The organism is Gemmiger sp. An50 (genome assembly GCF_002161595.1).
Classification (GTDB): domain Bacteria; phylum Bacillota; class Clostridia; order Oscillospirales; family Ruminococcaceae; genus Allofournierella.
Window position 1 is genome coordinate 50,632 of record NZ_NFID01000012.1, and the last position, 19,757, is coordinate 70,388.

Annotated in this window: 22 protein-coding genes; 12 read left to right on the forward strand and 10 right to left on the reverse strand. The window is 63.6% G+C overall.

The genetic code is table 11. The annotated features are described in order from the left end of the window. Positions 1-256: 256 nt before the first annotated feature. From B5G03_RS11235 to B5G03_RS11245, 3 genes are read left to right on the forward strand one after another with little or no spacing between them, the layout of a single operon-like run. Complete coding sequence (locus tag B5G03_RS11235; protein WP_087181795.1) at positions 257-1,357, forward strand: putative NPN-dependent ornithine cyclodeaminase; 1,101 nt, start codon at positions 257-259, stop codon at positions 1,355-1,357. Between the two features lie 39 nt (positions 1,358-1,396). After that, positions 1,397-2,488: a hypothetical protein gene (locus B5G03_RS11240; protein ID WP_087181796.1), complete on the forward strand. Its 1,092-nt coding sequence runs from the start codon at positions 1,397-1,399 to the stop codon at positions 2,486-2,488. Positions 2,489-2,520: 32 nt separating this feature from the next. Continuing rightward, positions 2,521-3,432, forward strand: coding sequence for a L,D-transpeptidase family protein (locus B5G03_RS11245; RefSeq protein ID WP_087181797.1), 912 nt, complete (start codon positions 2,521-2,523; stop codon positions 3,430-3,432). 97 nt (positions 3,433-3,529) lie between these two features. On the opposite strand, the gene B5G03_RS11250 is transcribed toward B5G03_RS11245, so the two are convergent. Further along, a complete protein-coding gene (locus B5G03_RS11250) occupies positions 3,530-4,174 on the reverse strand; it encodes a hypothetical protein (protein ID WP_140401684.1) in 645 nt (214 codons plus the stop codon). Positions 4,175-4,486: 312 nt separating this feature from the next. Further along, entirely contained in the window at positions 4,487-5,890 is a 1,404-nt protein-coding gene (locus B5G03_RS11255) for an ROK family protein (RefSeq protein WP_087181799.1), read from the reverse strand. A 297-nt stretch (positions 5,891-6,187) separates the two neighbouring features. On the opposite strand from B5G03_RS11255, the gene B5G03_RS11260 reads away from it, so the two are divergent. After that, entirely contained in the window at positions 6,188-6,394 is a 207-nt protein-coding gene (locus B5G03_RS11260; RefSeq protein WP_087181800.1) for a DUF378 domain-containing protein, read from the forward strand. 69 nt (positions 6,395-6,463) lie between these two features. Here B5G03_RS11260 and selD read toward each other — a convergent pair whose 3' ends face one another. Genes selD through B5G03_RS17435 form a run of 5 tightly spaced genes read right to left on the reverse strand, consistent with a single transcriptional unit; the run spans position 6,464 to position 9,221 of the window. Further along, positions 6,464-7,504 carry a selenide, water dikinase SelD gene (selD, locus tag B5G03_RS11265; protein WP_087181801.1) on the reverse strand — a complete coding sequence of 347 codons (1,041 nt, stop codon included), beginning with the start codon at positions 7,502-7,504 and terminating at the stop codon, positions 6,464-6,466. A 14-nt stretch (positions 7,505-7,518) separates the two neighbouring features. Continuing rightward, on the reverse strand, positions 7,519-7,764 hold the full coding sequence (locus B5G03_RS11270; protein WP_087181802.1) for a putative Se/S carrier protein: 246 nt from the start codon (positions 7,762-7,764) through the stop codon (positions 7,519-7,521). Next, positions 7,761-7,970: a sulfurtransferase TusA family protein gene (locus tag B5G03_RS11275; RefSeq protein ID WP_087181803.1), complete on the reverse strand. Its 210-nt coding sequence runs from the start codon at positions 7,968-7,970 to the stop codon at positions 7,761-7,763. The genes B5G03_RS11270 and B5G03_RS11275 overlap by 4 nt, the downstream gene beginning before the upstream one ends. A gap of 14 nt (positions 7,971-7,984) precedes the next feature. Beyond that, positions 7,985-9,070: a YedE family putative selenium transporter gene (gene yedE, locus B5G03_RS11280; protein WP_087181804.1), complete on the reverse strand. Its 1,086-nt coding sequence runs from the start codon at positions 9,068-9,070 to the stop codon at positions 7,985-7,987. Between the two features lie 13 nt (positions 9,071-9,083). Further along, on the reverse strand, positions 9,084-9,221 hold the full coding sequence (locus B5G03_RS17435; RefSeq protein WP_162613396.1) for a hypothetical protein: 138 nt from the start codon (positions 9,219-9,221) through the stop codon (positions 9,084-9,086). A gap of 222 nt (positions 9,222-9,443) precedes the next feature. On the opposite strand from B5G03_RS17435, the gene B5G03_RS11285 reads away from it, so the two are divergent. Both B5G03_RS11285 and B5G03_RS11290 read left to right on the forward strand, forming a co-directional pair. Beyond that, positions 9,444-10,607, forward strand: coding sequence for an aminotransferase class V-fold PLP-dependent enzyme (locus B5G03_RS11285; RefSeq protein WP_087181805.1), 1,164 nt, complete (start codon positions 9,444-9,446; stop codon positions 10,605-10,607). Further along, positions 10,597-11,502, forward strand: a complete 906-nt coding sequence (locus B5G03_RS11290; protein WP_087181806.1) for a selenium metabolism-associated LysR family transcriptional regulator — start codon at positions 10,597-10,599, stop codon at positions 11,500-11,502. Before B5G03_RS11285 ends, B5G03_RS11290 begins: the two co-directional genes overlap by 11 nt. A gap of 71 nt (positions 11,503-11,573) precedes the next feature. Here the strand turns inward: B5G03_RS11290 and B5G03_RS11295 are convergent, their stop codons facing one another. Then, complete coding sequence (locus B5G03_RS11295) at positions 11,574-12,761, reverse strand: FtsW/RodA/SpoVE family cell cycle protein (RefSeq protein ID WP_087181807.1); 1,188 nt, start codon at positions 12,759-12,761, stop codon at positions 11,574-11,576. Positions 12,762-13,229: 468 nt separating this feature from the next. Between B5G03_RS11295 and tsaE the strand changes: the two genes are divergently transcribed. The 5 genes from tsaE to B5G03_RS11320 are packed head-to-tail and all read left to right on the forward strand — an operon-like array spanning position 13,230 to position 16,252. Then, positions 13,230-13,655: a tRNA (adenosine(37)-N6)-threonylcarbamoyltransferase complex ATPase subunit type 1 TsaE gene (gene tsaE, locus B5G03_RS11300; protein ID WP_087181808.1), complete on the forward strand. Its 426-nt coding sequence runs from the start codon at positions 13,230-13,232 to the stop codon at positions 13,653-13,655. Continuing rightward, positions 13,652-14,356 (forward strand): tRNA (adenosine(37)-N6)-threonylcarbamoyltransferase complex dimerization subunit type 1 TsaB, encoded by a 705-nt coding sequence (tsaB, locus tag B5G03_RS11305; RefSeq protein ID WP_242962423.1) that lies wholly within the window; start codon positions 13,652-13,654, stop codon positions 14,354-14,356. Before tsaE ends, tsaB begins: the two co-directional genes overlap by 4 nt. Then, positions 14,353-14,799 (forward strand): ribose 5-phosphate isomerase B, encoded by a 447-nt coding sequence (gene rpiB / locus B5G03_RS11310; protein ID WP_087181809.1) that lies wholly within the window; start codon positions 14,353-14,355, stop codon positions 14,797-14,799. Before tsaB ends, rpiB begins: the two co-directional genes overlap by 4 nt. Before the next feature lie 49 nt (positions 14,800-14,848). Continuing rightward, the gene (gene upp / locus B5G03_RS11315; RefSeq protein ID WP_087181810.1) at positions 14,849-15,481 is read left to right on the forward strand and encodes a uracil phosphoribosyltransferase; all 633 of its coding nucleotides are present in this window, start codon (positions 14,849-14,851) and stop codon (positions 15,479-15,481) included. Positions 15,482-15,520: 39 nt separating this feature from the next. Beyond that, on the forward strand, positions 15,521-16,252 hold the full coding sequence (locus tag B5G03_RS11320; protein ID WP_087181811.1) for a hypothetical protein: 732 nt from the start codon (positions 15,521-15,523) through the stop codon (positions 16,250-16,252). 63 nt (positions 16,253-16,315) lie between these two features. Here the strand turns inward: B5G03_RS11320 and B5G03_RS11325 are convergent, their stop codons facing one another. Both B5G03_RS11325 and B5G03_RS11330 read right to left on the reverse strand, forming a co-directional pair. Beyond that, positions 16,316-17,017 (reverse strand): YoaK family protein, encoded by a 702-nt coding sequence (locus B5G03_RS11325; protein WP_242962424.1) that lies wholly within the window; start codon positions 17,015-17,017, stop codon positions 16,316-16,318. A gap of 121 nt (positions 17,018-17,138) precedes the next feature. Next, positions 17,139-18,326 carry a nucleotidyltransferase family protein gene (locus B5G03_RS11330; RefSeq protein ID WP_087181813.1) on the reverse strand — a complete coding sequence of 396 codons (1,188 nt, stop codon included), beginning with the start codon at positions 18,324-18,326 and terminating at the stop codon, positions 17,139-17,141. A 187-nt stretch (positions 18,327-18,513) separates the two neighbouring features. On the opposite strand from B5G03_RS11330, the gene B5G03_RS11335 reads away from it, so the two are divergent. After that, positions 18,514-19,713, forward strand: coding sequence for an acetate/propionate family kinase (locus B5G03_RS11335; protein ID WP_087181814.1), 1,200 nt, complete (start codon positions 18,514-18,516; stop codon positions 19,711-19,713). Positions 19,714-19,757: the final 44 nt, after the last annotated feature.

Consider the following 19,757-nt stretch of genomic DNA (forward strand, 5'->3'; position numbering starts at 1 on the left):
GGCCCGTTTCATATTACTACTAGGGCAATACCGCATCATTCATGCGCGTTATTTTCTTTAGCATATCACGCCTATTTGCGAATGGCAAGCCGGTTGACAAAGTCCCCAAGTTCGCGGTACGCTGGAACAGCAAGATACGGCATTTTTTGAAAGAGTTTCCCCCGCCGGTTCGTTTTATCAGCAGCTGCCCTTTGCGGCAGTGCATACCGCCAACCATTCCCACTATCGCCGCCCCAAACGCGGCAAAGGAGGACCTATGTCATTTTCGCTTCCCATTTACCGCGCGCCGGACTTTTCCGCGCCCGCCTTCGCCCGCTGCCCGAACGCCCGCTTTGTGCCCGCGCCCTGCGACGGGGCCGCGCCGGACGGTTACCACAGCACCAGCATGTACCCGGAATACTTCCGGATCGACGGCCGCTGGACCCTGGCGGAGGAAAGCCGGATGGACAGCTGCGTGGTGCTGCGGGAAAACGGCCGTCTGGACGTGGTGGAGCTGCGCAACCTGAGACAGGGCGACCTGGTAGCCCTGGGCCGCACCGACGACGGCGCGGACGGCATCTACCTGCACACCGGCGGCTTTGCGGACCCGGAAGCTCAGGCCGAGGCGGACGCCTTCACCTTCCGCCAGGGGCGCAGCCGGGAGACCTCCTACACCAAGGACTACGACCGGCTGATTCAGCTGCTGCGCCACGAGAAGGAACACGGCAACATTCTTTGGGTGATGGGGCCCGCCTTCTCCTTTGACGCAGGCGCCCGGGCCGCCATGCAGGCGCTGGTGGAGGCAGGCTACGCCCACGGTCTGCTGGCGGGCAACGCCCTTGCCACCCACGACCTGGAGGGCGCGCACCTGCACACCGCCCTGGGGCAGGACATCTACACCCAGCAGAGCATGCCCGGCGGCCATTACAACCATCTGGACGTGATCAACCGGGTGCGCCGCTGCGGCGGCATCCCCCAGTTCATCCGGGAATACAACATTCAGGACGGCATCATGTACAGCATCGTAAAGCAGGGCGTGCCCTTCGTGCTCACCGGCTCCATCCGGGACGACGGCCCCCTGCCGGAGGTGATCGGCGACGCCTATCAGGGCCAGGCGGCCATGCGCGGCCTGGTGAAGCAGGCCACCACCGTGATCTGCCTGGCCACCATGCTGCACACCATCGCCGCTGGAAACATGACCCCCAGCTTCCGGGTGCTGCCGGACGGCACCATCCGCCCGGTGTATCTGTACACCGTGGACGCGGACGAATTCGTGGTGAACAAGCTGCTGGACCGGGGCAGCCTGTGCGCCACCACCATGGTGACCAACGTGCAGGACTTCATCACCAAGCTTGCCCACGGACTGGGGGTTCTGTAAGAAGTTCATTTTACATAGAAAAGAAAGGAAGTGCCGTCCATGCGCCGGATCGCGTGTGCTTTGATGATTCTTGCGGTTCTGACCGGCTGCGCCGCTCCCGCCACTTCAGAGCAGGCCGGTCAAGCCGCGTCTGCCAGCCAATCCTCTGCCGGTACGCCGTCCACAAGCGCTGCGCCGCCCGCACAGGGCGCGGTGAACGAAGCCCAGCTGCGCTGGAAGGCAAACGCCTCCACCGACCTGCGCCAGTCGCTGGTGCTGGCCACCGACCTGCCGGTGATGGACTACCTGCTGCCCGCGCTGACCGAACAGGACGCGGTGGTGCTGGTGGGCAAGCCGGAGCAAAGCGTGCCCCAGGCCGCCTTTTACGTGACCGAGGAGGAGGCCCTGCCGCTGGACATCGGTCCCTGCGGGCCCCAGACCCTCCGCAGGATTTTGCTGGAGGACGGCCAGACCTGGGTGATGATCACCGAGCAGCAGCTGGGCGTTTCGCCTCCGGCCAGCTACTTTTTCTATCTGGACGATACCGGCGCGCTGACCGGTTTTTCCCTCCGGGACCCGGAAAGCGGCCAGCCTCTGGCGGTGTCCGCTCAGACGATAGAGGGCAGCACCCGGTTTTCGCTGGAGGTCACCCGGCTGGACGGCGGCTGCACCCGCATCGAACCCGCGGACGGGATGGACAATTCCTATCTTTGGGTCACCGAGGAGGGGAGCTTTCTGCCCTCCGGGCGCAGCGTGCATCACTACCCGCTGGTGCTGGAAAACGGCAGCTTTTATGAGCTGGGGGCCGTTCCGCTGGAGGAGGAGCAGTTTTTGCAGCTGTTCCCCGAGGGGAAAGACTGGCTGGCCCGGATGCTGCAACACGAGACCCGCCTGGTTCGGGAGGATACGCTGGACAGCGAATACACGTTTTTATACCGGGGCGACGGCACGGTGGACGTGAACCTGCGCTACGGGGATTTTGATTGGGGCTGGCAGTGCTGCCATCTCACCCTGACCCCCGGCCAGCCGCTTCCCGAGCCGGGCACCCCCGAGGGCACCTTCCAGCCGGGCCGCCGCCAGCAGGCCGCCTGCCCGGCCATTGCCCGGCAGCCCCAGCTGCCCGACGCTCTTGCCGAACCCGGCGAGGGCTGATAAATCAATCCAATCACAGGAGGAACCCAACCTTGACCAAACGCATTGCATCCATTTTGTTCGCCGCCCTGATGCTGGGCGGCCTGCTGGCGGGCTGCGGCAGCAAGGACGCTTCCGAAGCACCTGTCGTCTCCGCCGCCCCCACTTCGGCCCCGGGCACGCCCGCGCCCACCGCCGAGCCTACCCCCACGCCGGACCCGGAGGCGGTGTGGGCCCAAGCCGGCAAGGATACCATGGCCTGGCTGCAGAGCCAGCCCGGCTTTGAGGGGCTGGACCTGACCGTGCAGGAGGGCTTCCCCTATTTCCTGGCGGTGAACCGGGACGCCAACACCGTGACCGTTTACACCGCCGACGAGAACGGCCAGTACACCAAACCCTACATGGCCATGGTGTGCAGCGGCGGCACCGACACCCCCACCGGCTACTGGAACACCCTGGTGAACTACGACTGGCGGCTGCTTTCCGGCCCCTGCTACGGCCAGTACGCCACCCGCATCGACGGGCCTTACCTGTTCCACTCGGTGCCCTACTACACCCAGCACAAGGACGATCTGGAATACGACGAGTTCAACAAGCTGGGGACCACCGCGTCGCTGGGCTGCATCCGTCTGGCGGTGGTGGATGTGCGCTGGATCTATGAAAACTGCCCCATCGGCACCCCAGTGGCCATTTATGACGACGCGGCCAACCCCGGCCCCATGGGCAAGCCGGACACCCTGACCACCGACCCCAAGGACGAGAACCTGCGGGGCTGGGACCCCACCGACCCGGACCCGGCCAACCCCTGGAGCGACGAATATCTGGACGGCACCGCCATCCGCAGCGCCGCCGCTCAAAGCGACTGGGATGCCTTTAAGGCCAGCGAAGCTTTTACCCGGAACCTGACCCCCACCGACCTGCAGGGCTGGAGCCACGACAGCTCCATCGTGGGCACCCGGGGCTGATGCCACCCTCTCTTTTCACAAACAAAAAGACCCGTGCGGGCCTGCCGGTTTGGCAGCCCCACGGGTCTTTTTCTGTTTTGTTGCTTCTGCGGACGACTTACCAGTCCCAGTGGAACCCGGCGGCCTGCAAATCGCCACGCACCGCGTAATACTCCTGCTCGAAGGTCACATACTCCCCGGCGGCCAGCGCGTCCAGCTGGCGCTCGCAGGCGCGGGCGGCCCGGGCCAGCGTGTGCGCCGCACCGGCGGGGCAGCCCTCATGGGTGCAGGCCAGCAGATACTGCATCACGTTGGGCAGATACTGCACCGCGAAATCCGCGGCCTGCGCCGGGTCGGCTCCTTCCGCCTCCAGCGCCGCCAGCAGCGCGGAACAACCGGTCTGCAATCGCTCGAACTGCCAGGCCAGCATGGGCGGACGGGCAAAGGTCCCGGTCATACCGTCCATGGCGCGAACCGCGCCCCGCAGGCTGCCCAGCACCCGCTGGTCCACGGGAATGTTCTGGGGCAGGCCGGGCGCAGGCGGCACCGGCAGGACGGCGTGCTCCGGCTCGTCCAGGCCCAGCACCGGCAGCGCATTCGCGGGCAGCAGGGCGTTCACCACCAGCAGCATGGCCCCCACCAGCAGGGGTACCGAAAGAATGGCCAGCGTGACCCGCAGCCAGGTCCAGGGAGCGGGCAGAAGAATACAAACGGCAGCCAGCACAAAGCAGGCGGCGGCCGCCATCCAAAATCGTTTTTTCACAGGGCAAAGCCCCCTTTCCCATCAATCACCACGTCCTGCCCGCAGGCAGGCCGGGAATCGACTTTTATTATAGCACAAAAACGCCCGCCTCCAAAGAGGCGGGCGCAAATGCTCTGCAAGTTTTACAAAAAGTTTTCAGGCAACGCCGCACAATTCACGGTGAAGCCCTCAGGCGGCGTATCACGCCAAAATTTTCCGTGCTATTTTCCAAAAATGCTCGCGGGGCCTCCAAGGCTTGTCTGCGCTTTTTGGTTCATCTCACAAAAAATTTTCCGGCGTGCTCCACCACCTGGAATGATGCGGTGTTGCCGCTTACTTAACCTCGGGCAGGCTGGCAGCAGCGGAGCTCTGGCCAACGCGGCGGGTCATCTCGTCCGGAGCTTCGGGACGGAACTTCACGTCGGGGTACTCCTCGTCCATCACGCGGGCAGCGGTCTCCAGGATGATATCGCCGCCGCGGCCGCTCATCACGCGGCCCATCATCTGTACGTGGTGGATGTCGTAGAACTGAGCGTACAGGCCCATGGTGTGGCCCAGGTACACGCCGATGCTCTCGTACACCTTGATGGCGCGCTCGTCGTTCTCAGCCATCAGGCCCTGAACAACCTTCAGGCGCTTTGCCGGGGGCTCGGTCTCGTCCAGCTCGATGCCGGCACGGGGAGCCAGCTTGTTCACGCCGTCCTGGCTGAAGTACTTCACGCCGCAGCCGATGTCGCCGCTCCACTCGTCTTCCATGGCGTCGGGCTGGCCGTCCACGGGAGCAAAAGCCAGCTCGTTCAGCCAGCCGCAGATGTTGCCCTCGCCGTCCACGTAGCCAACAGCCTCGCTGGTGCCCATGGCGATGCCCATGATGCCGTTCTCACCCAGGCCCATAGCGCCGGCCAGAGCGGAAACGTCGCCGTCGTTGGCAACCACAACGGGGATCTCGTAGCCCAGGATGCGGCCCAGATCCTCGGCAGCGCGGGTGTAGATGTTCTTCACCTTAGCGTCGAAGTCTTCCTTGCCCACCTTCAGGAACAGGCTGGCGACCATGCACTTGTTGTCGATGTAAACACCGGCGGAGGAAACGCCGATGCCGTCCACCTTGCGGCCCTTCTCCAGAATCTTTGCGGCAGCGGTCTCCATGGCGGCCAGGATGCCCAGGTAGTGGTAGTCGGGGTTGGTGTTGACCTTCGGGTACCACACAACCTCTTCGCTGTAGATGGTCTCGCCGTCGATCACGGCGCTCACCTTGCGGTCAGATCCGCCGGCGTCGAAGCCGATGCGGGCGCCGTTGGTGTGGCGGCCGACGCTCTCGGTCTTCTGGAAGGCAGAGGGCTTCTGGTCGTAGGGCAGAGCCACTACCTCGAACTCGTGCTCGTAAACGCCCTCCATGAAGTTCTTGTCGAACTCACGGCTGCCGCCCACGGAGTAGGCCTTCTTGATGCCCTCGGCCAGCTTGTCGTCGCCGCAGATGTACACCTTGAAGCCGCCCCAGCTCCACAGCAGGAACTTCACCAGGCGGTCCACATAGTAGGCGTCGGCCTCAGCCATCTCGGGGGTGTCGTATACCTTGCACTCCCAGGTGCCGATCTGGCCGCCGCTGCGCTCCACAGCGATGCACAGGGGCTTGGTGGCGCCCATGGCGTAATGCTTGAAGAACAGGCCCAGGGGCACAAAGCCCTGGTCCAGCTCAGGCAGGTTCTTTACGGGGATCTCAACATTCAAGAATTTCATGTTTTTCCGTCCTTTCGTGTCATCACCGGCGCTTTGGCCTGTGGCCCGCAGCGCACTGCGCCGGGCTGCGGGCCCGGCCGCTTCTCTTGCTTTCATTGTAGTACATCCCGCGGCGCAGCGTCTAGTGCAAAGCGGCTTTACTATTTGTACTTTCGTGTATTTTTGGGCGCTGTGGCCAAAATCACTTCCCCATGTTCACAGCTTTTGCACTATATTGGATGGAAGCGAAAACCGTCCCCGGACTGTATAACCAGAAAGAAACCGGGACAGACTAAGGCCAGAAAAGGAGGAAAAAACATGTCTGTTTTTTATAAGATCTGTATCCTGCTGCTGATCGTGGGCGGTCTGAACTGGGGCCTTGTGGGCCTGTTCCGCTTCGATCTGGTGGCCTGGCTGTTCGGCGGTTCCGCCAGTGTGATCAGCCGCATCGTCTACTCGCTGATCGGTCTTTGCGCCCTGGGCGCCATCCCCAGCCTGTTCATGTCGTCCGACGGCGAGCACTGACCCCGCAGCACAAAAAGCGCGCTTTCCCGCCATTGGGGGAAAAGCGCGCTTTTTGTTATGAAAAACTTTTTAGCCCTCCAGGCAGACCGCCGCGGCCTGCTGCTCGGTCACATAGCCGATGCGCGCGGCTTCCACGCCCGCGGCCAGCAGCCGTTCCAGGCACTCCTCGGCGCACTCTTTGGGCACTGCCGCCAGCAGGCCGCCGCTGGTCTGGGGATCGTAGAACAGATCCTCCAGCGCCTGCTCCACCCGGCCGTTCACCTGCACGCCCGCCTGGGCGTATTCCCGGTTGCGGTAAGCACCGGCCGGGATGAAGCCCATCCGGGCCAGCTCCAGCGCCTCCGGGTGGAAGGGCACGGCATGGGCCTGGATGTGCAGGGTGCAGCCGCTGCCCTGGGCCATCTCGAAGCTGTGGCCCAGCAGGGCGAAGCCGGTCACGTCGGTGCAGCTGTGCACCGGGTAGTTCACCAGCACGTCCCGGGCGGCCTTGTTCAGGGTGGCCATCTGCCGGTAGATGCGCTCCAGCACCGGCGCTTCCACCAGGTCCGCCTTGGCGGCGGTGGTGATGACCCCCACGCCCAGCGGCTTTGTGAGCAGCAGCACGTCGCCGGGTCTGGCCCCGCTGTTGGTGAGCACCTTATCCGGGTGGACAAAGCCCGCCACCGCCAGCCCGTAGATGGGCTCGGCCCCGTGGATGGTATGCCCGCCGGTGATGATGGCCCCCGCCTCGTAGGCCTTGGCATAGCCGCCCCGCAGAATCTCATGCACCGTGTGCTTGTCCATGGATTCGGGCAGGCACATGATGTTCAGCGCGGTGCGGGGCTCGCCGCCCATGGCGTACACGTCGCTCAGGGCATTGGCCGCCGCGATCTGGCCGAAAAGATAGGGGTCGTCCACGATGGGCGGGAAAAAGTCGGTGGTCTGCACCAGGGCCACCTCGTCGGTGATTACATACACGCTGGCGTCGTCGCTCTTGTCGTAGCCCACGATGAGCCGGGGGTCGTAATGGGTCTCGAAGCCCTCCAGCATGCGGGCCAGCGTGCCCGCGCCCACCTTGGCCCCGCAGCCCGCGCAGCTGGCCAGCTTTGTCAGCTTTACCTCGGTTTCCATCAATGGCTCCTCCTTCAGCTGCCCTCGGCCCGGTAGACCGGGCGGTATCCCTCGCCGGTCACCTCCACCACCTGCTCCACCTCGGCGAGGTATTCTCCGCCGGGGCAAGGGTCGCTGCCCCCGTATTCCGCGCAGGTACCGCAGCTGCTGCTCAGCGCCCGGGGCACCGGCATCACCTTCACCGGAATGCCTTCTTGCTGGCACAGCTTTTTGAAGCGGATGGCCCCGAAATGGGAATAAAAGGTTGCAATGTAGCTCATGCCTTGGTCAGGGTCAGGGTATATTCGCCGCCCGTTTCCTCCACCTGGACCGCGTAGCCCTGATGCTGAGCGTAACGGGTCACGTTTTCCTTGCTGGCCAGATTGTCCACCAGCACCTGATACTTGGCCTGCTTGTCCATCATGGCCTTGCGGGTCATGACCACCGGCTCCGGGCAGGAAAGCCCTCTTGCGTCCACGATAACCATAGTTGTTTTCCTCCTTATGCGTTCTTGCGGAAGGTGTTCACACAGGCGATGACCGCCACCACCGCGATGCCGATGATCACAGCCACCTGACCGGCAGGGGTGCTGCCGGTGCCGCTGGAGGCCAGACCGAAGTTGTGGGCAAAGGCAGCGCCCGCGACAAGGCCCAGAACGGCCACCGCGCTGTCGGAATTGCCCTCGCCCGCCAGCACCAGCTGACGCAGGGGGCAGCCGCCCAGCAGCACGCAGCCAAAGCCCGCCAGCAGCATGCCCAAAAAGTTCCAAAGGCCGTCGGTGTGGGCCACGGGCTGGCCCTCAAAGCCCAGGGTGAAGTAGGCCTGACCGGTGACCGCGCTCAGGATCAGGTTACAGACCAGAGCGCTGGCGAAGATGGCCACAAAGCCCAGCAGCAGCTTGCTCTCCCGGAAGAGGGCCATGTCACGGATGCCGCCCACCATGCACAGGCGGGTGCGCTGGGCCAGAGCGCCCACCACAAGACCCGCAATCAGGCTGATCAGGATAGGCGCATGCAGCGCGCCGGGGCCTGCGCCCGCCTCGGAGAAGAAGATGAAGGCGGGAGCCGCCACCAGCAGCACCAGCATGACCACCTGCACCGCCGGGAAGGCCGCGCCCTCCAGCACCGGCTGCTTGAAGGTCCGGCCCAGGGAGTAGCCACGGTTCAGGAACACAACGCCCACCAGGATGCCCGCCACAAAACCGGCCAGGCCCAGCAGCGCGTTCAGATCGCCGCCCGCCAGACGCAGAATCATGCGGAAGGGGCAGCCCAAAAACATCAGGCAGCCGATCATCACAAAGAAGCCCAGCACGAAGCGGGTCAGCGGGGCGCTGCCGCCCCGGGCGGAAAATTCCTTCTTGGCCAGCGCCATGGCAAAGCTGCCCAGCACCAGGCCGATGATCTCGGGCCGGATGTACTGCACCGCGCCCGCCCGATGCAGGCCCAGCGCGCCCGCGGTGTCACGCAGGAAACAGGCAATGCAGAAGCCCATGTTCACCGGGTTGCCGAAAAATACCAGCGCCGCCGCAATGACGCCGATGATCAGCCCCGCGATCACGATTGTGATCTTTTCCTTTTTCAAGTCCATACCAAACGATCCCTCACTTTTTGTATTTTTGGGGCAACACCGCACAATTCACGCCTAACGGCTCAGGCGGCGTATCACGCCCAAAATTTCCGTGATATTTTCCAAAAATGCGCGCCAATCCACCAAGGATTGGCTGTGCTTTTTGGTTCATCTCATGAAAATTTTCCGGCGCGCTCCACCACCTGGAATTATGCGGTGCTGCCCTGGGGTTCTCCTGTTTCCAATTATAAAGAGTACTACTTTTATTTTCCAATAGAATCTATTAATCTTGTTAATAGATTTATCCGCTTTTAAAATAAATCAATTGTAGAGCGGCCCCGCCTGTGGTATGCTGGAAGCAAACCACAGATGGAATGAAATGGAGGATGCGACCATGCCGCGCATTTATCTGGACAATGCCGCCACCAGCTTTCCCAAGCCGCCCCAGGTGGCCGGGGCGGTGTTCGAGTTCATGACCCAAGGGGGGTGCAACATCAACCGGGGTGGCTACCAGACCGCCTACGACACCGAGGAGCAGGTGTTCGACACCCGCCAGCTGCTGTGCGACTTATTCGACGGGCCGGACTGCAAAAACGTGATCTTCACCAAAAACGTGACCGAAAGCCTGAATCTGCTCATCAAGGGCTTTCTGCACCCGGGGGACCATGTGCTGGTCTCGGCCATAGAGCACAATGCGGTGATGCGCCCGCTGATGCAGATGACCGGCCACGGAGTGGAATTTTCCCGCATTCCCTGCCGCGCGGACGGCTCGCTCTGCATCGAGCAGATGGAGGGGATGATCCGCCCCAACACCCGGGCGGTGATCCTGACCCACGCCAGCAACGTGTGCGGCACCGTGATGCCGATCCGGCAGGTGGGCGAAATCTGCCGCCGCCGGGGCCTGCGCTTTTTTGTGGACGCTGCCCAGACCGCCGGGGTGCTGCCCATTTCCATGACTGGGGACTTCATCGACGCGGTGGCCTTCACCGGCCACAAGGGGCTGCTGGGGCCCCAGGGCACCGGAGGGCTGGTGCTGGCCGAGGGGCTGGAAGCCGAGCTGGACCCGCTGCTCAGCGGCGGCACCGGCAGCCTGAGCCACACCGAGGAAATCCCCGCCTTTCTGCCGGACCGGTTCGAGCCGGGTACCCTGAATCTGCCGGGCATTCTGGGCCTGCGGCAGGGGCTTTTGTGGCTGGGTGAGCAGCCGGAAGGCGCGATACTGGCCCACGAGCTGGCCCTCACCGGCCGATTTCTGGCCGGGCTTGCCCCGCTGGAAGCCCAGGGCCTTGTGCGGCTGGCGGGCAAGCGGAATCTGGAGGGCCGCACCGGCGTGGTGGCCATCCAGACGCCGGGCCGGGAGATGGCCCAGGTAGCCTACCGGCTGGACAGCGAGTTCGGCATCCAGACCCGGGTGGGGCTGCACTGCGCCCCCTCGGCCCACAAGAGCCTGGGCACCTGGCCCGAGGGTGCTATCCGCTTCTCCTTCGGGGCCTTCAGCACCGAGGCGGACGTGGACGCAGCCCTGGCTGCGCTGGAGGTGATTCTGCATGGAGCTTAAGCAGCTGCGCTCCTTTGCGGCGGTGGTGCGCTACGGCAGCTTCACCCGGGCGGCGGAAAACACCTATCTTTCCCAGCCCACCATCAGCACCCACATCCGGGCGCTGGAGGAGGAGCTGAACACCCAGCTCCTTTTACGGGACACCAAAAATTTGCAGGTCACGCCCCGGGGGCAGGAGCTGTATGAATGCGCCTGCCGGATGCTGGAATTGCAGGACAACCTGTTGCAGCGCTGGCGGCAAAGCGACCAGCACATCATCCAGCTGGGGGCCTCCACCATTCCCTCGGCCTATATTCTGCCGGAGGTGCTGCCCCGCTACGGCAAGGAGAACCCGGGCAGCTACTTCGTGGTGCATCAAAGCGACAGCCGCCAGGTCATCGAGGAGGTGGCGGGCGGTTTGTTCGACGTGGGCATGAGCGGCATGCCCTGTCAGGAGGAATCCATCCGCTGCGAACCTTTCTTCCGGGACCGGATGGTGCTCATCACTCCGGTGAGCCGCCGGTTTCTGGCGATGCAAAGCCAGGGCGAGCAGGCGCTGGCCGAGCTGCTGCGCGAGCCCATCATCCTGCGGGAGCCGGGCAGCGGCAGCCAGAAAAGCGCCGACCGGTTTCTGGCCCAGATGGGCCTGCGGGAAACCGAGCTGCGGGTCACCGCCCGGGTGAACGACCAGGAATCCATCAAGAATCTGGTATCCGGCGGACTGGGGGTATCCATCGTGTCGGAAAAGGCGGTGCGGGATTTTGTGGCAGAAAAACGGCTGCTGGCCTTTCCGCTGCCGCCGGGCAGCGCCGAGCGGGACCTGTACCTGCTGCTGCCTCGCCACGCCAGCGCCGACAGCCTGCGCTTTTGCAGCTTCGTGCGCCAGTTTTACGGCGCCTCGCAGCCTGCGGAATGACGCAAAGAAAAACCGCCCGCCGTGCGCTTTTGTTTCGCACGGCGGGCGGTTTGTTTTTTGATTGGCCCGGCTCAGTCGCTGAACAGGCGTTTTTTGTTGTGCATGTAGACGCTGGTGACCAGGCCCACGCACAGATACATCATCAGCGCGCTGCTGCCGCCTGCCGAGAAGAAGGGCAGCGTGACGCCGATGACCGGCAGCAGCATAGTGTTCATGCCCAGATTAATGATAATCTGCCAGGCCATGGTGGCGAACACACCCACGCAGATGTAGGTGCCGATGTGGTCCTCGCTGCGCAGGCCGGTGGTGAGGGTGCGGATGGCGATGCCGAACAGCAGCGCCAGCACCACCGCACAGCCCACAAAGCCCACGCACTGGGCCAGATAGCTGAAGATGAAGTCGTCCTGGGCGTTGATCACATAGGAGTGATCGTCGTGGAAAAAGCCGTTGCCGAAGATCTGGCCCGAGCCGATGGACACCCGGCCGCCCTTCTGCTGCTGCATGATATCCCGGTACTTGGGATCGTCCGGGTAAAACAGGGCCATGATCCGGTCCACCTGGTAGCCCTTGAGTTTATCCGGGAAGAAGTTCAGCACCGCCGCAAGGCCCGCCGAACCCAGCGCGATGGCGCTGAGGATATATTTCCAGGAAAGCCCCGCCGCAAACAGCATCATGCAGCCGATGGTGGCGAACACGATACCGGTGCCATCGTCGCCCTGGATGTGGATGATGCCCACCGGCACCAGAATATGCAGCAGCAGCTTGGCCAGCACCTTGGGCTCGTTGATGTGCTCCCGCACATTGTCCAGATGCATGGCGAAGGTGAGGATGAAACTGATCTTTGCCATCTCGGTGGGCTGCAGGCTCAGTGGCCCCAGCACAATCCAGCTGTAGTTATCGGTGGTGCCCGGGTTTTTGCCCAGGGTGACCGGCCCGATGGTCAGGTGGGTCAGAGTGAGCAGCACCAGGCCCCAGGTGATGGACACATGCACCGGCCAGATCCTGGCCAGGCCCCGGTAGTCGATGCAGGAAAGCACCACCGCGCAGCCCAGTCCCAGCAGGCTGGCCACCGCCTGAATCAGCACGTCCCGATAGTTGCCCAGACCGGTGATCTTGCCGGTGAAGGAATCCACGGCAAAACCGCCGTTGTCCATGCCGATGCTGATGAGGGTGACCACGCTGAGGGCAGAACAGCACACGCACATCAGCAGATAAAACCAGTCGGTGGCTTTTACATATTGACGAATGAACTTGAACATTCCACGGCTCCTTTTGTGTTTGCCTTACCGCCCCAAAGCGGGGCGGGCCCTCGGCCCTTGGCGGCCGGGGCAGGGTGTCGCTTTTTATTATAGCCCAGTTGGGGGCGGCTGACAATCATTTCCCCGCCGCTTTGTGTTGAACTTTGGGGGCTGATTGAGTATACTTATTACAAGGCAGCACTGCACAATTCACGCCTGCCGGCTCAGGCGGTGTGTCACGCCAAAATTTCTCGTGATATTTTCCAAAAATGCTCGCCAATCCACCAAGGATTGGCTGCGCTTTTTGGTTCATATCGCAAAAAATTTTCCGGCGTGCTCCACCACCTGGAATTATGCGGTGTTGCCATAAGTATGCGTGTTCTTCGTGTTTCTTTTATGAAAACGAGGCTGCATCCCGTTTTATTTCACGGCCGCGGCGTTCTTTTTTCGCTGCGGCCGGTATCCCATCGTTTAAGGAGCATTTGTTTCATGGCCATTTTCAACACCGCCAGCCGCGCCGAGACCGTGGCTCTGGGCGAGCGGCTGGCCGGCCGCCTTGCCCCCGGCAGCCTGGTGTGCTTCACCGGCGGGCTGGGCGCGGGCAAGACCGCCTTCACCGAGGGGCTTGCCAAGGGCCTTGGCTGCACCGACCCGGTAAGCAGCCCCACCTTTGCCATCGTGAACTACTACCGGGGACCCCGGCCGCTGGCCCACTTCGATCTGTACCGCATCTCCACCGAGGAGGACCTGAACGCCGCCGGGTTCTACGATTATCTGGACCAGGGCGCGGTGGTGGCCGCTGAGTGGAGCGAGAACTTCGCCGCGCTGCTGGCGCTGGAGCACCCGGTCACGGTGGACATCCAGGTCACCGGGCCGGAGAGCCGGTGCATCACCATCGAGGGGGTGAGCCTGTGATCACCTTCGGTATGGACACCGCGGGCCGCACCGTGAGCGTGGCCCTGATGCGGGACGAGCAGCTGCTGTACGAGTGCTACCAGGACGCGGGCCTCACCCATAGCGAAACCCTGATGCCCCTGGTGGACCAGGCCTTCAAAGCAACCAACCTGACCCCGCAGGACGTGAACCTGTGGGGCGTGTGCGCCGGGCCGGGCAGCTTCACCGGCCTTCGCATCGGCCTTGCGGCGGTGAAGGGTCTGGCCTTCTGCACCGGCGCGGCCTGTGCGCCGGTCTCCACTCTGGAGGCGCTGGCCCACAGCTTCGTGGGCGAGGGCACCGTGGTGAGCGCGCTGGACGCCCGCCGTGGCCAGGTATACTGGGCGGCCTTTGATCTGGGCCCCGGCCACGCCCGCCTTGTGCCGGACGCCGCCGCCGGGCTGGAGGATATGACCGAATTTTTGCAAAATTGCAAAAAACCGGTGTTTTTTGTTGGTGACGGGGCCGCCCTGTGCTATAATAGGTACGGCTCTTTGCCGGGCGTTCTGCCCTGCCCGCCCGCGCTGCAGCGGCCCCGGGCAAGCGCGGTCTGCCTCGCGGCAATGGAAATGAATCAAAAGGACCTCTGCGTGCCCCCTGCCCGGCTGCTGCCCAGCTATCTGCGGCTGAGCCAGGCGGAACGGGAACGTCAGGCCCGCATCAAAGGAGAATCGACTCAATGAGCAAACCTGTTGCGCTTGCCGCCGACCACGGCGGCTACGAACTGAAGGAAGCCATCCGCAAGCATCTGGACGAGATCGGCGTTGCCTACAAGGATTTCGGCAGCTTCACCGGCGAAGCCTGCGATTACCCGGACATGGCCGAGGCCGCCTGCCGTGCGGTGGTGGCCGGTGAATGCGACAAGGCGTTGCTGTTCTGCGGCACCGGCGTGGGCATCAGCATGAGCGCCAACAAGATCCGCGGTATCCGCGCCTGCTGCTGCAGCGACGCCTTCAGCGCGGAATACACCCGCCGCCACAACGACGCCAACGCCCTGTGCATGGGCGGCCGCGTGGTGGGCCCCGGCCTGGGCGTGTATCTGGTGGACCTGTTCCTGAACACTCCCTTCGAGGGCGGCCGGCATCAGCGCCGCATCGACAAGATGATGGCTCTGGAAGCCGAATGATCACGGTTTAAGGAAATTCCATATAAACAAACATAAGGAGCGGTTAATTATGAATAAGAATCCCATGATCCTGGATCATCCCCTGGTACAGCACAAGGTAAGCCACCTGCGTGACCGGAACACCGGCACCAAGGAGTTCAAGGAGCTGGTCAGCGAGATCGCCACCCTGCTGTGCTACGAGGCCACCCGTGACCTGCCCACCGAAGAGGTGGAGATCGAGACCCCCGTGGCCATCGCCAAGACCCGCGTGCTGAGCGGCCGCAAGCTGGCTCTGGTGCCCATCCTGCGCGCCGGCCTGGGCATGGTGGACGGCATGCTGAGCCTGCTGCCCGCCGCCAAGGTTGGTCACATCGGCCTGTACCGCAACGAGGAGACCCTGGAGCCGGTGGAGTACTACTGCAAGCTGCCCAGCGACATCGCCGAGCGTGACGTCATGGTTCTGGACCCCATGCTGGCCACCGGCGGCAGCGCTGTGGACGCCATCACCCAGATCAAGAAGCGCGGCGCCAAGAGCATCAAGTTCCTGGCCATCATCGCTGCTCCCGAAGGCCTGGAGCGCCTGCACACCACCCATCCCGACGTGGACATCTACGTGGCCGCTCTGGATGAGAAGCTGAACGAGAACGGCTACATCATCCCCGGCCTGGGCGATGCGGGCGACCGTATCTTCGGCACCAAGTAATCTATCTGCACAAGACCAAACGGAAACGAGGTGTGCCTTGTGAAACAATTCATTCGTTCGCTGCTGATCAGTCTGCTGCTCACCGGCGTGATCGGCGCCGCCTTCTGGGTGTTTGAGCAGGGCACATTCTTTGGTCCGGCGGTAAACCGGATCACCCTGGCCTGCCTGGCGCTGCTGCTTGCGGCGGTGTGGTATCTGTTCTTCTCGAACCTGTGGTTCCACCACATGCAGCGCAAGCATCGGGTGCTGGACGCGCTGCCCCAGCCCCAGCCGCCCCGAGAGGAGCCGGAAGCGCAAAAACCGGAAGCGGAATCGGAGGCAGAGGCTGCGCCGGAACCGGAAGCCGAGCCCCAGCCGGAACCCGTTTCGGAGCCCGAGCCCGCCAATGGGCCGGAGGCCACGGTGTTCATCCCGCCCCAGCCCGAAGCCCAGCAGCCCGAGGAGCCCGAAAAGCCGCAGGCCCAGCAGCCTGCGGAACAGTGGACCGCCGCGCCGGAAAGCGCCCAGCGCCCGGCTGCAAAGCCCGCCCGCTCTGCTTCCTCCCGAACCCGTGCCAAGACCGCGGAGGAAAAGGCCGCGGAAAAGGCCCGCAAGCTGCAGGAGGCCGCCCAGGAAAAGCAGGCCCGCCGGGCCCGCCGCCTGGACGAGGACGCCGCCCGCCAGCAGCAGAAGCTGGAGGAGCTGCGCGCCGCTGCCGCCCGCAAAAAGGCCGCAGGGACCAAAAAGCGGATGGACTGGAAAAACAGCGATTCCAAAAACAGCGAGCAATAAAAAGCAAAAAGTTCCGTGTGCGCCGCACACGGAACTTTTTTGTTGTTTGGATTGATGCAGCGGTCATACCGGGCCGCTGGTCTCCCACTCGCTGGAAAACAGCATGCCCAGCACCACGGCCAGCACCAGGCAGGCCAGCCAGATGGCCCCGGTACCCAGCGGCTCGCAGACCAGCGCACTGATCCCCGCGCCCACCACAAAGGCCAGGATGACGCCATAGTAGTTGAACATGTGGGCCAGCAGGGTCTTGTCGCCGGTGCGGCGGTACTGCACCAGCAGCTCGGTGCCGCTGCGCAGGTTGCCGGTACACATGGTGGTGGCGTAGGCCCGGCCATGCACCCGCCGGAAGGACTCCACCTGCAGCGAGCACACAAAGGACACGCACACGTTGGCCAGATCGTTCCAGCCCTCGGCCGCGGGCAAAAAGCCCACCGCCGCCAGCACCGCCAGCTCGATCAGCAGCACCCACTGCCGCCAGTGGAGCCGCCCGCCGGGGCGCGCCTTGCCCCGCGCCCTGATCCATTCCGCCAGCAGCACGCCGGCCACAAAAGCCAGGATGGGCAGCAGATAGTGCCCCGCACCGGCCCAGTCGCCCCGGGCCACATCCACGCCCAGCATCACGATATTGCCCGTCTGGGCGTTGGCAAACACGTGCCCCCGTCCCAGATAGGTGTATGCATCCAAAAAGCCGCCTGCCAGTGCCAGCAGAAGGCCCACACGCAGCGCCTCACTGCTCTGCACTACGGCCTGCTGTTTGTTCTTCACCGCATCTTCCCTCCCGCTTGTAATCCTTCGCCCCTCATTATAGTGCCTTCCCCCGCAAAATGCAACTTGCCCAAAAAGGCCAGAGAGCATTTGTGGGTTCTGCTAAAACAGGAGGAATCGGTCATTTCCCGGTGCGCAGCAGCGGCTTCTGGGTGTAGCTGCCGCCCATGGGGCCGGGGGTACGGCGGCACAGCGCCGCCAGGTCCGCCCCCGCCGCGTGGGCCCGGGCCATAATGCAGGCCGCCTCGCTCTTTTTTTCCAGCGCGGCCAGGGAGGTATCCGCCGGGAGGGCCGCTCCCTTCAGCAGGGCAAGGCCCGTCCGGTTGGCCGCCAGCACATGCAGATAGGGCGGTGTCTGGGGCAGGTCCGGCCCGTAGCCCAGCGCCGCGCACAGCGCATAGCGGCGCAGCCGGGCATGGGCGTAGCGCTTGGTTTTCATGGCGGCGTACAGGCCTTCCAGGTCCTGCGCACAGCGCGCCGCCGCCGCCAGCCGGTGCTCCAGCCCCTCGGCAGTGCCCCGGGCGCCCGCCATCTGCTCGGGGCCCATGGCCCGCAGGCGGCTGAGCACCGCAATGGAAAAAGCCCGGCTGTCCAGGTCCTGGCCCTCGGCCGCGGCAGCCTTGTACCGCTCCAGCGCCGGGGCGGGTACATAGGGGGCCAGGGCTTCCACGCCCTGCTGCCGCCACAGACCCCGCAGAAAGCTGGCGCTGGCAAAGCCGCCCTCGCCGGGGGTCTGCTGGCCGTGCTGGGCCCCGGTGCGCTGCACCGGCACCGGCACAAGGCGGCTGCCCTGGCGCAGGATGGCCTTGCAGTATTCCACCCCCAGGTTGTTGTTGGGCTGAGCTAAAATCTCTCCGGCCCGGGGATGCAGCGCCCCGGCCGCCTTTGCCCGGGCGGCGGCAAAGGGCATACCCTGCCCGGACAGCTGCCGCACCAGCCCGTCGAATTCCGAGCTACACAGCACCCGGGCGGTTTCCTGCAGGTCCTGCGCATCCGGCGTTTCCGCCCCGAAGACCAGGCTGTCCAGCCCGGGCAGGGCGCTGAGCGCAGCCACCCCCGCAGCGGCAAAGCCCTCGGCGCTCTGCACCGCGCAGGGGTTGGGCAGGCCGATCACCAGGTCGGCCCCGGCATCCAGCGCGGCGGCCGCCCGCACCGCCGGGGGCAGCAGTGCCGCCGCGCCCCGCTGGGTCAGATCCTCGCTCATACAAACCGCAATTGCCTCGGCTCCCAGCTCCCGCGCCCGGCGCAGCTGCCAGGCATGACCCGCGTGAAAGGGGTCGTATTCTGTGATAATGCCCGCCAAACGCATGTTTTTACCGCCTTTCTCCAGCTTATTGCCGGAAAACCGGCCTGCTTCTTGAAAACGAATTGGTTCCATTATATAATAAAAAAAGCAAAATGTAAAAACCCGGCTCGGTCAAAGGTCTTCTTTTTCCTGGGCGCGGGTTTTTGCGCCGATTTTTTGATTTTACATGATTGCAGGAGGAAACTAACACATGAAGATTCTGGTTATCAACTGCGGTTCTTCTTCTCTGAAGTACCAGCTCATCGACATGGACAACGAGAACGTGCTGTGCAAGGGCCTGTGCGAGCGCATCGGCATCGAGGGCAGCAAGATCACCCATAAGGCCAACGGCGGCGCCTGGACCGAAGAGGTTCCCTTCCCCACCCACACCGAGGCCTTCTCCAAGGTCGTTGAGATGATGACCACCGGCGAGGGCGCTGTTGTGAAGGATAAGAGCGAGATCGGCGCCATCGGCCACCGCGTTGTGCAGGGTGCTGAGTTCTTCACCAAGAGCGAGATCGTGACCGATGCCATCATCGACAAGATCGAGGAGATCGCTCCCCTGGCTCCCGTTCACAACATGGCTCATGTGCAGGGCCTGCGCAGCGCCAAGGCTGTGTTCGGTGCTGAGACTCCCAACGTGGTTGTATTCGACACCACCTTCCATCAGACCATGCCTCCCAAGGCTTACATCTACGGCGTGCCCTACGAGATGTACGAGAAGTACTCCATCCGCCGCTACGGCGCTCACGGCACCAGCCACCGCTATGTGAGCATGGCCGCCGCCAAGTTCCTGGGCAAGGACCCCAGCGAGCTGAAGATGATCACCTGCCACCTGGGCAACGGTTCCTCCATCACCGCTGTGGACGGCGGCAAGTGCGTGGATACCAGCATGGGCCTGACCCCGCTGGCCGGCGTGCTGATGGGCACCCGCTGCGGCGACGTTGATCCCAGCGTTGTGACCTACATGGAGCAGAAGCTGGGCATCCATGGTCAGGAGATGGCCGACTACCTGAACAAGAAGAGCGGCCTGCTGGGCATTTCCGGCGTTTCCAGCGACAAGCGTGACGTTGAGACTGCCGCTCAGTCCGGCAACAAGCGCGCCCGCCTGGCCGAGGAGATGCTGAACTACCAGATCAAGAAGTACATCGGCGCTTACACCGCTGCCATGGGCGGTCTGGACTGCGTGGTCTTCACCGGCGGCATCGGCGAGAACGACGCTCCCCTGCGCAAAGAGGTTTGCGCCAACATGGAGTTCTTCGGCATCAAGCTGGATGAGGAGAAGAACAAGCAGCGCGGCGCCGACATCATCGACCTGTCCGCTGAGGACAGCCGCGTGAAGATCCTGATGGTCTGCACCAACGAGGAGCTGATGATCGCCCGCGACACCCTGGCTCTGGTGAACGGCTGATCCATCCTGCTGAATCAGGCATAACAAAAGCCGCCCGATTTTCC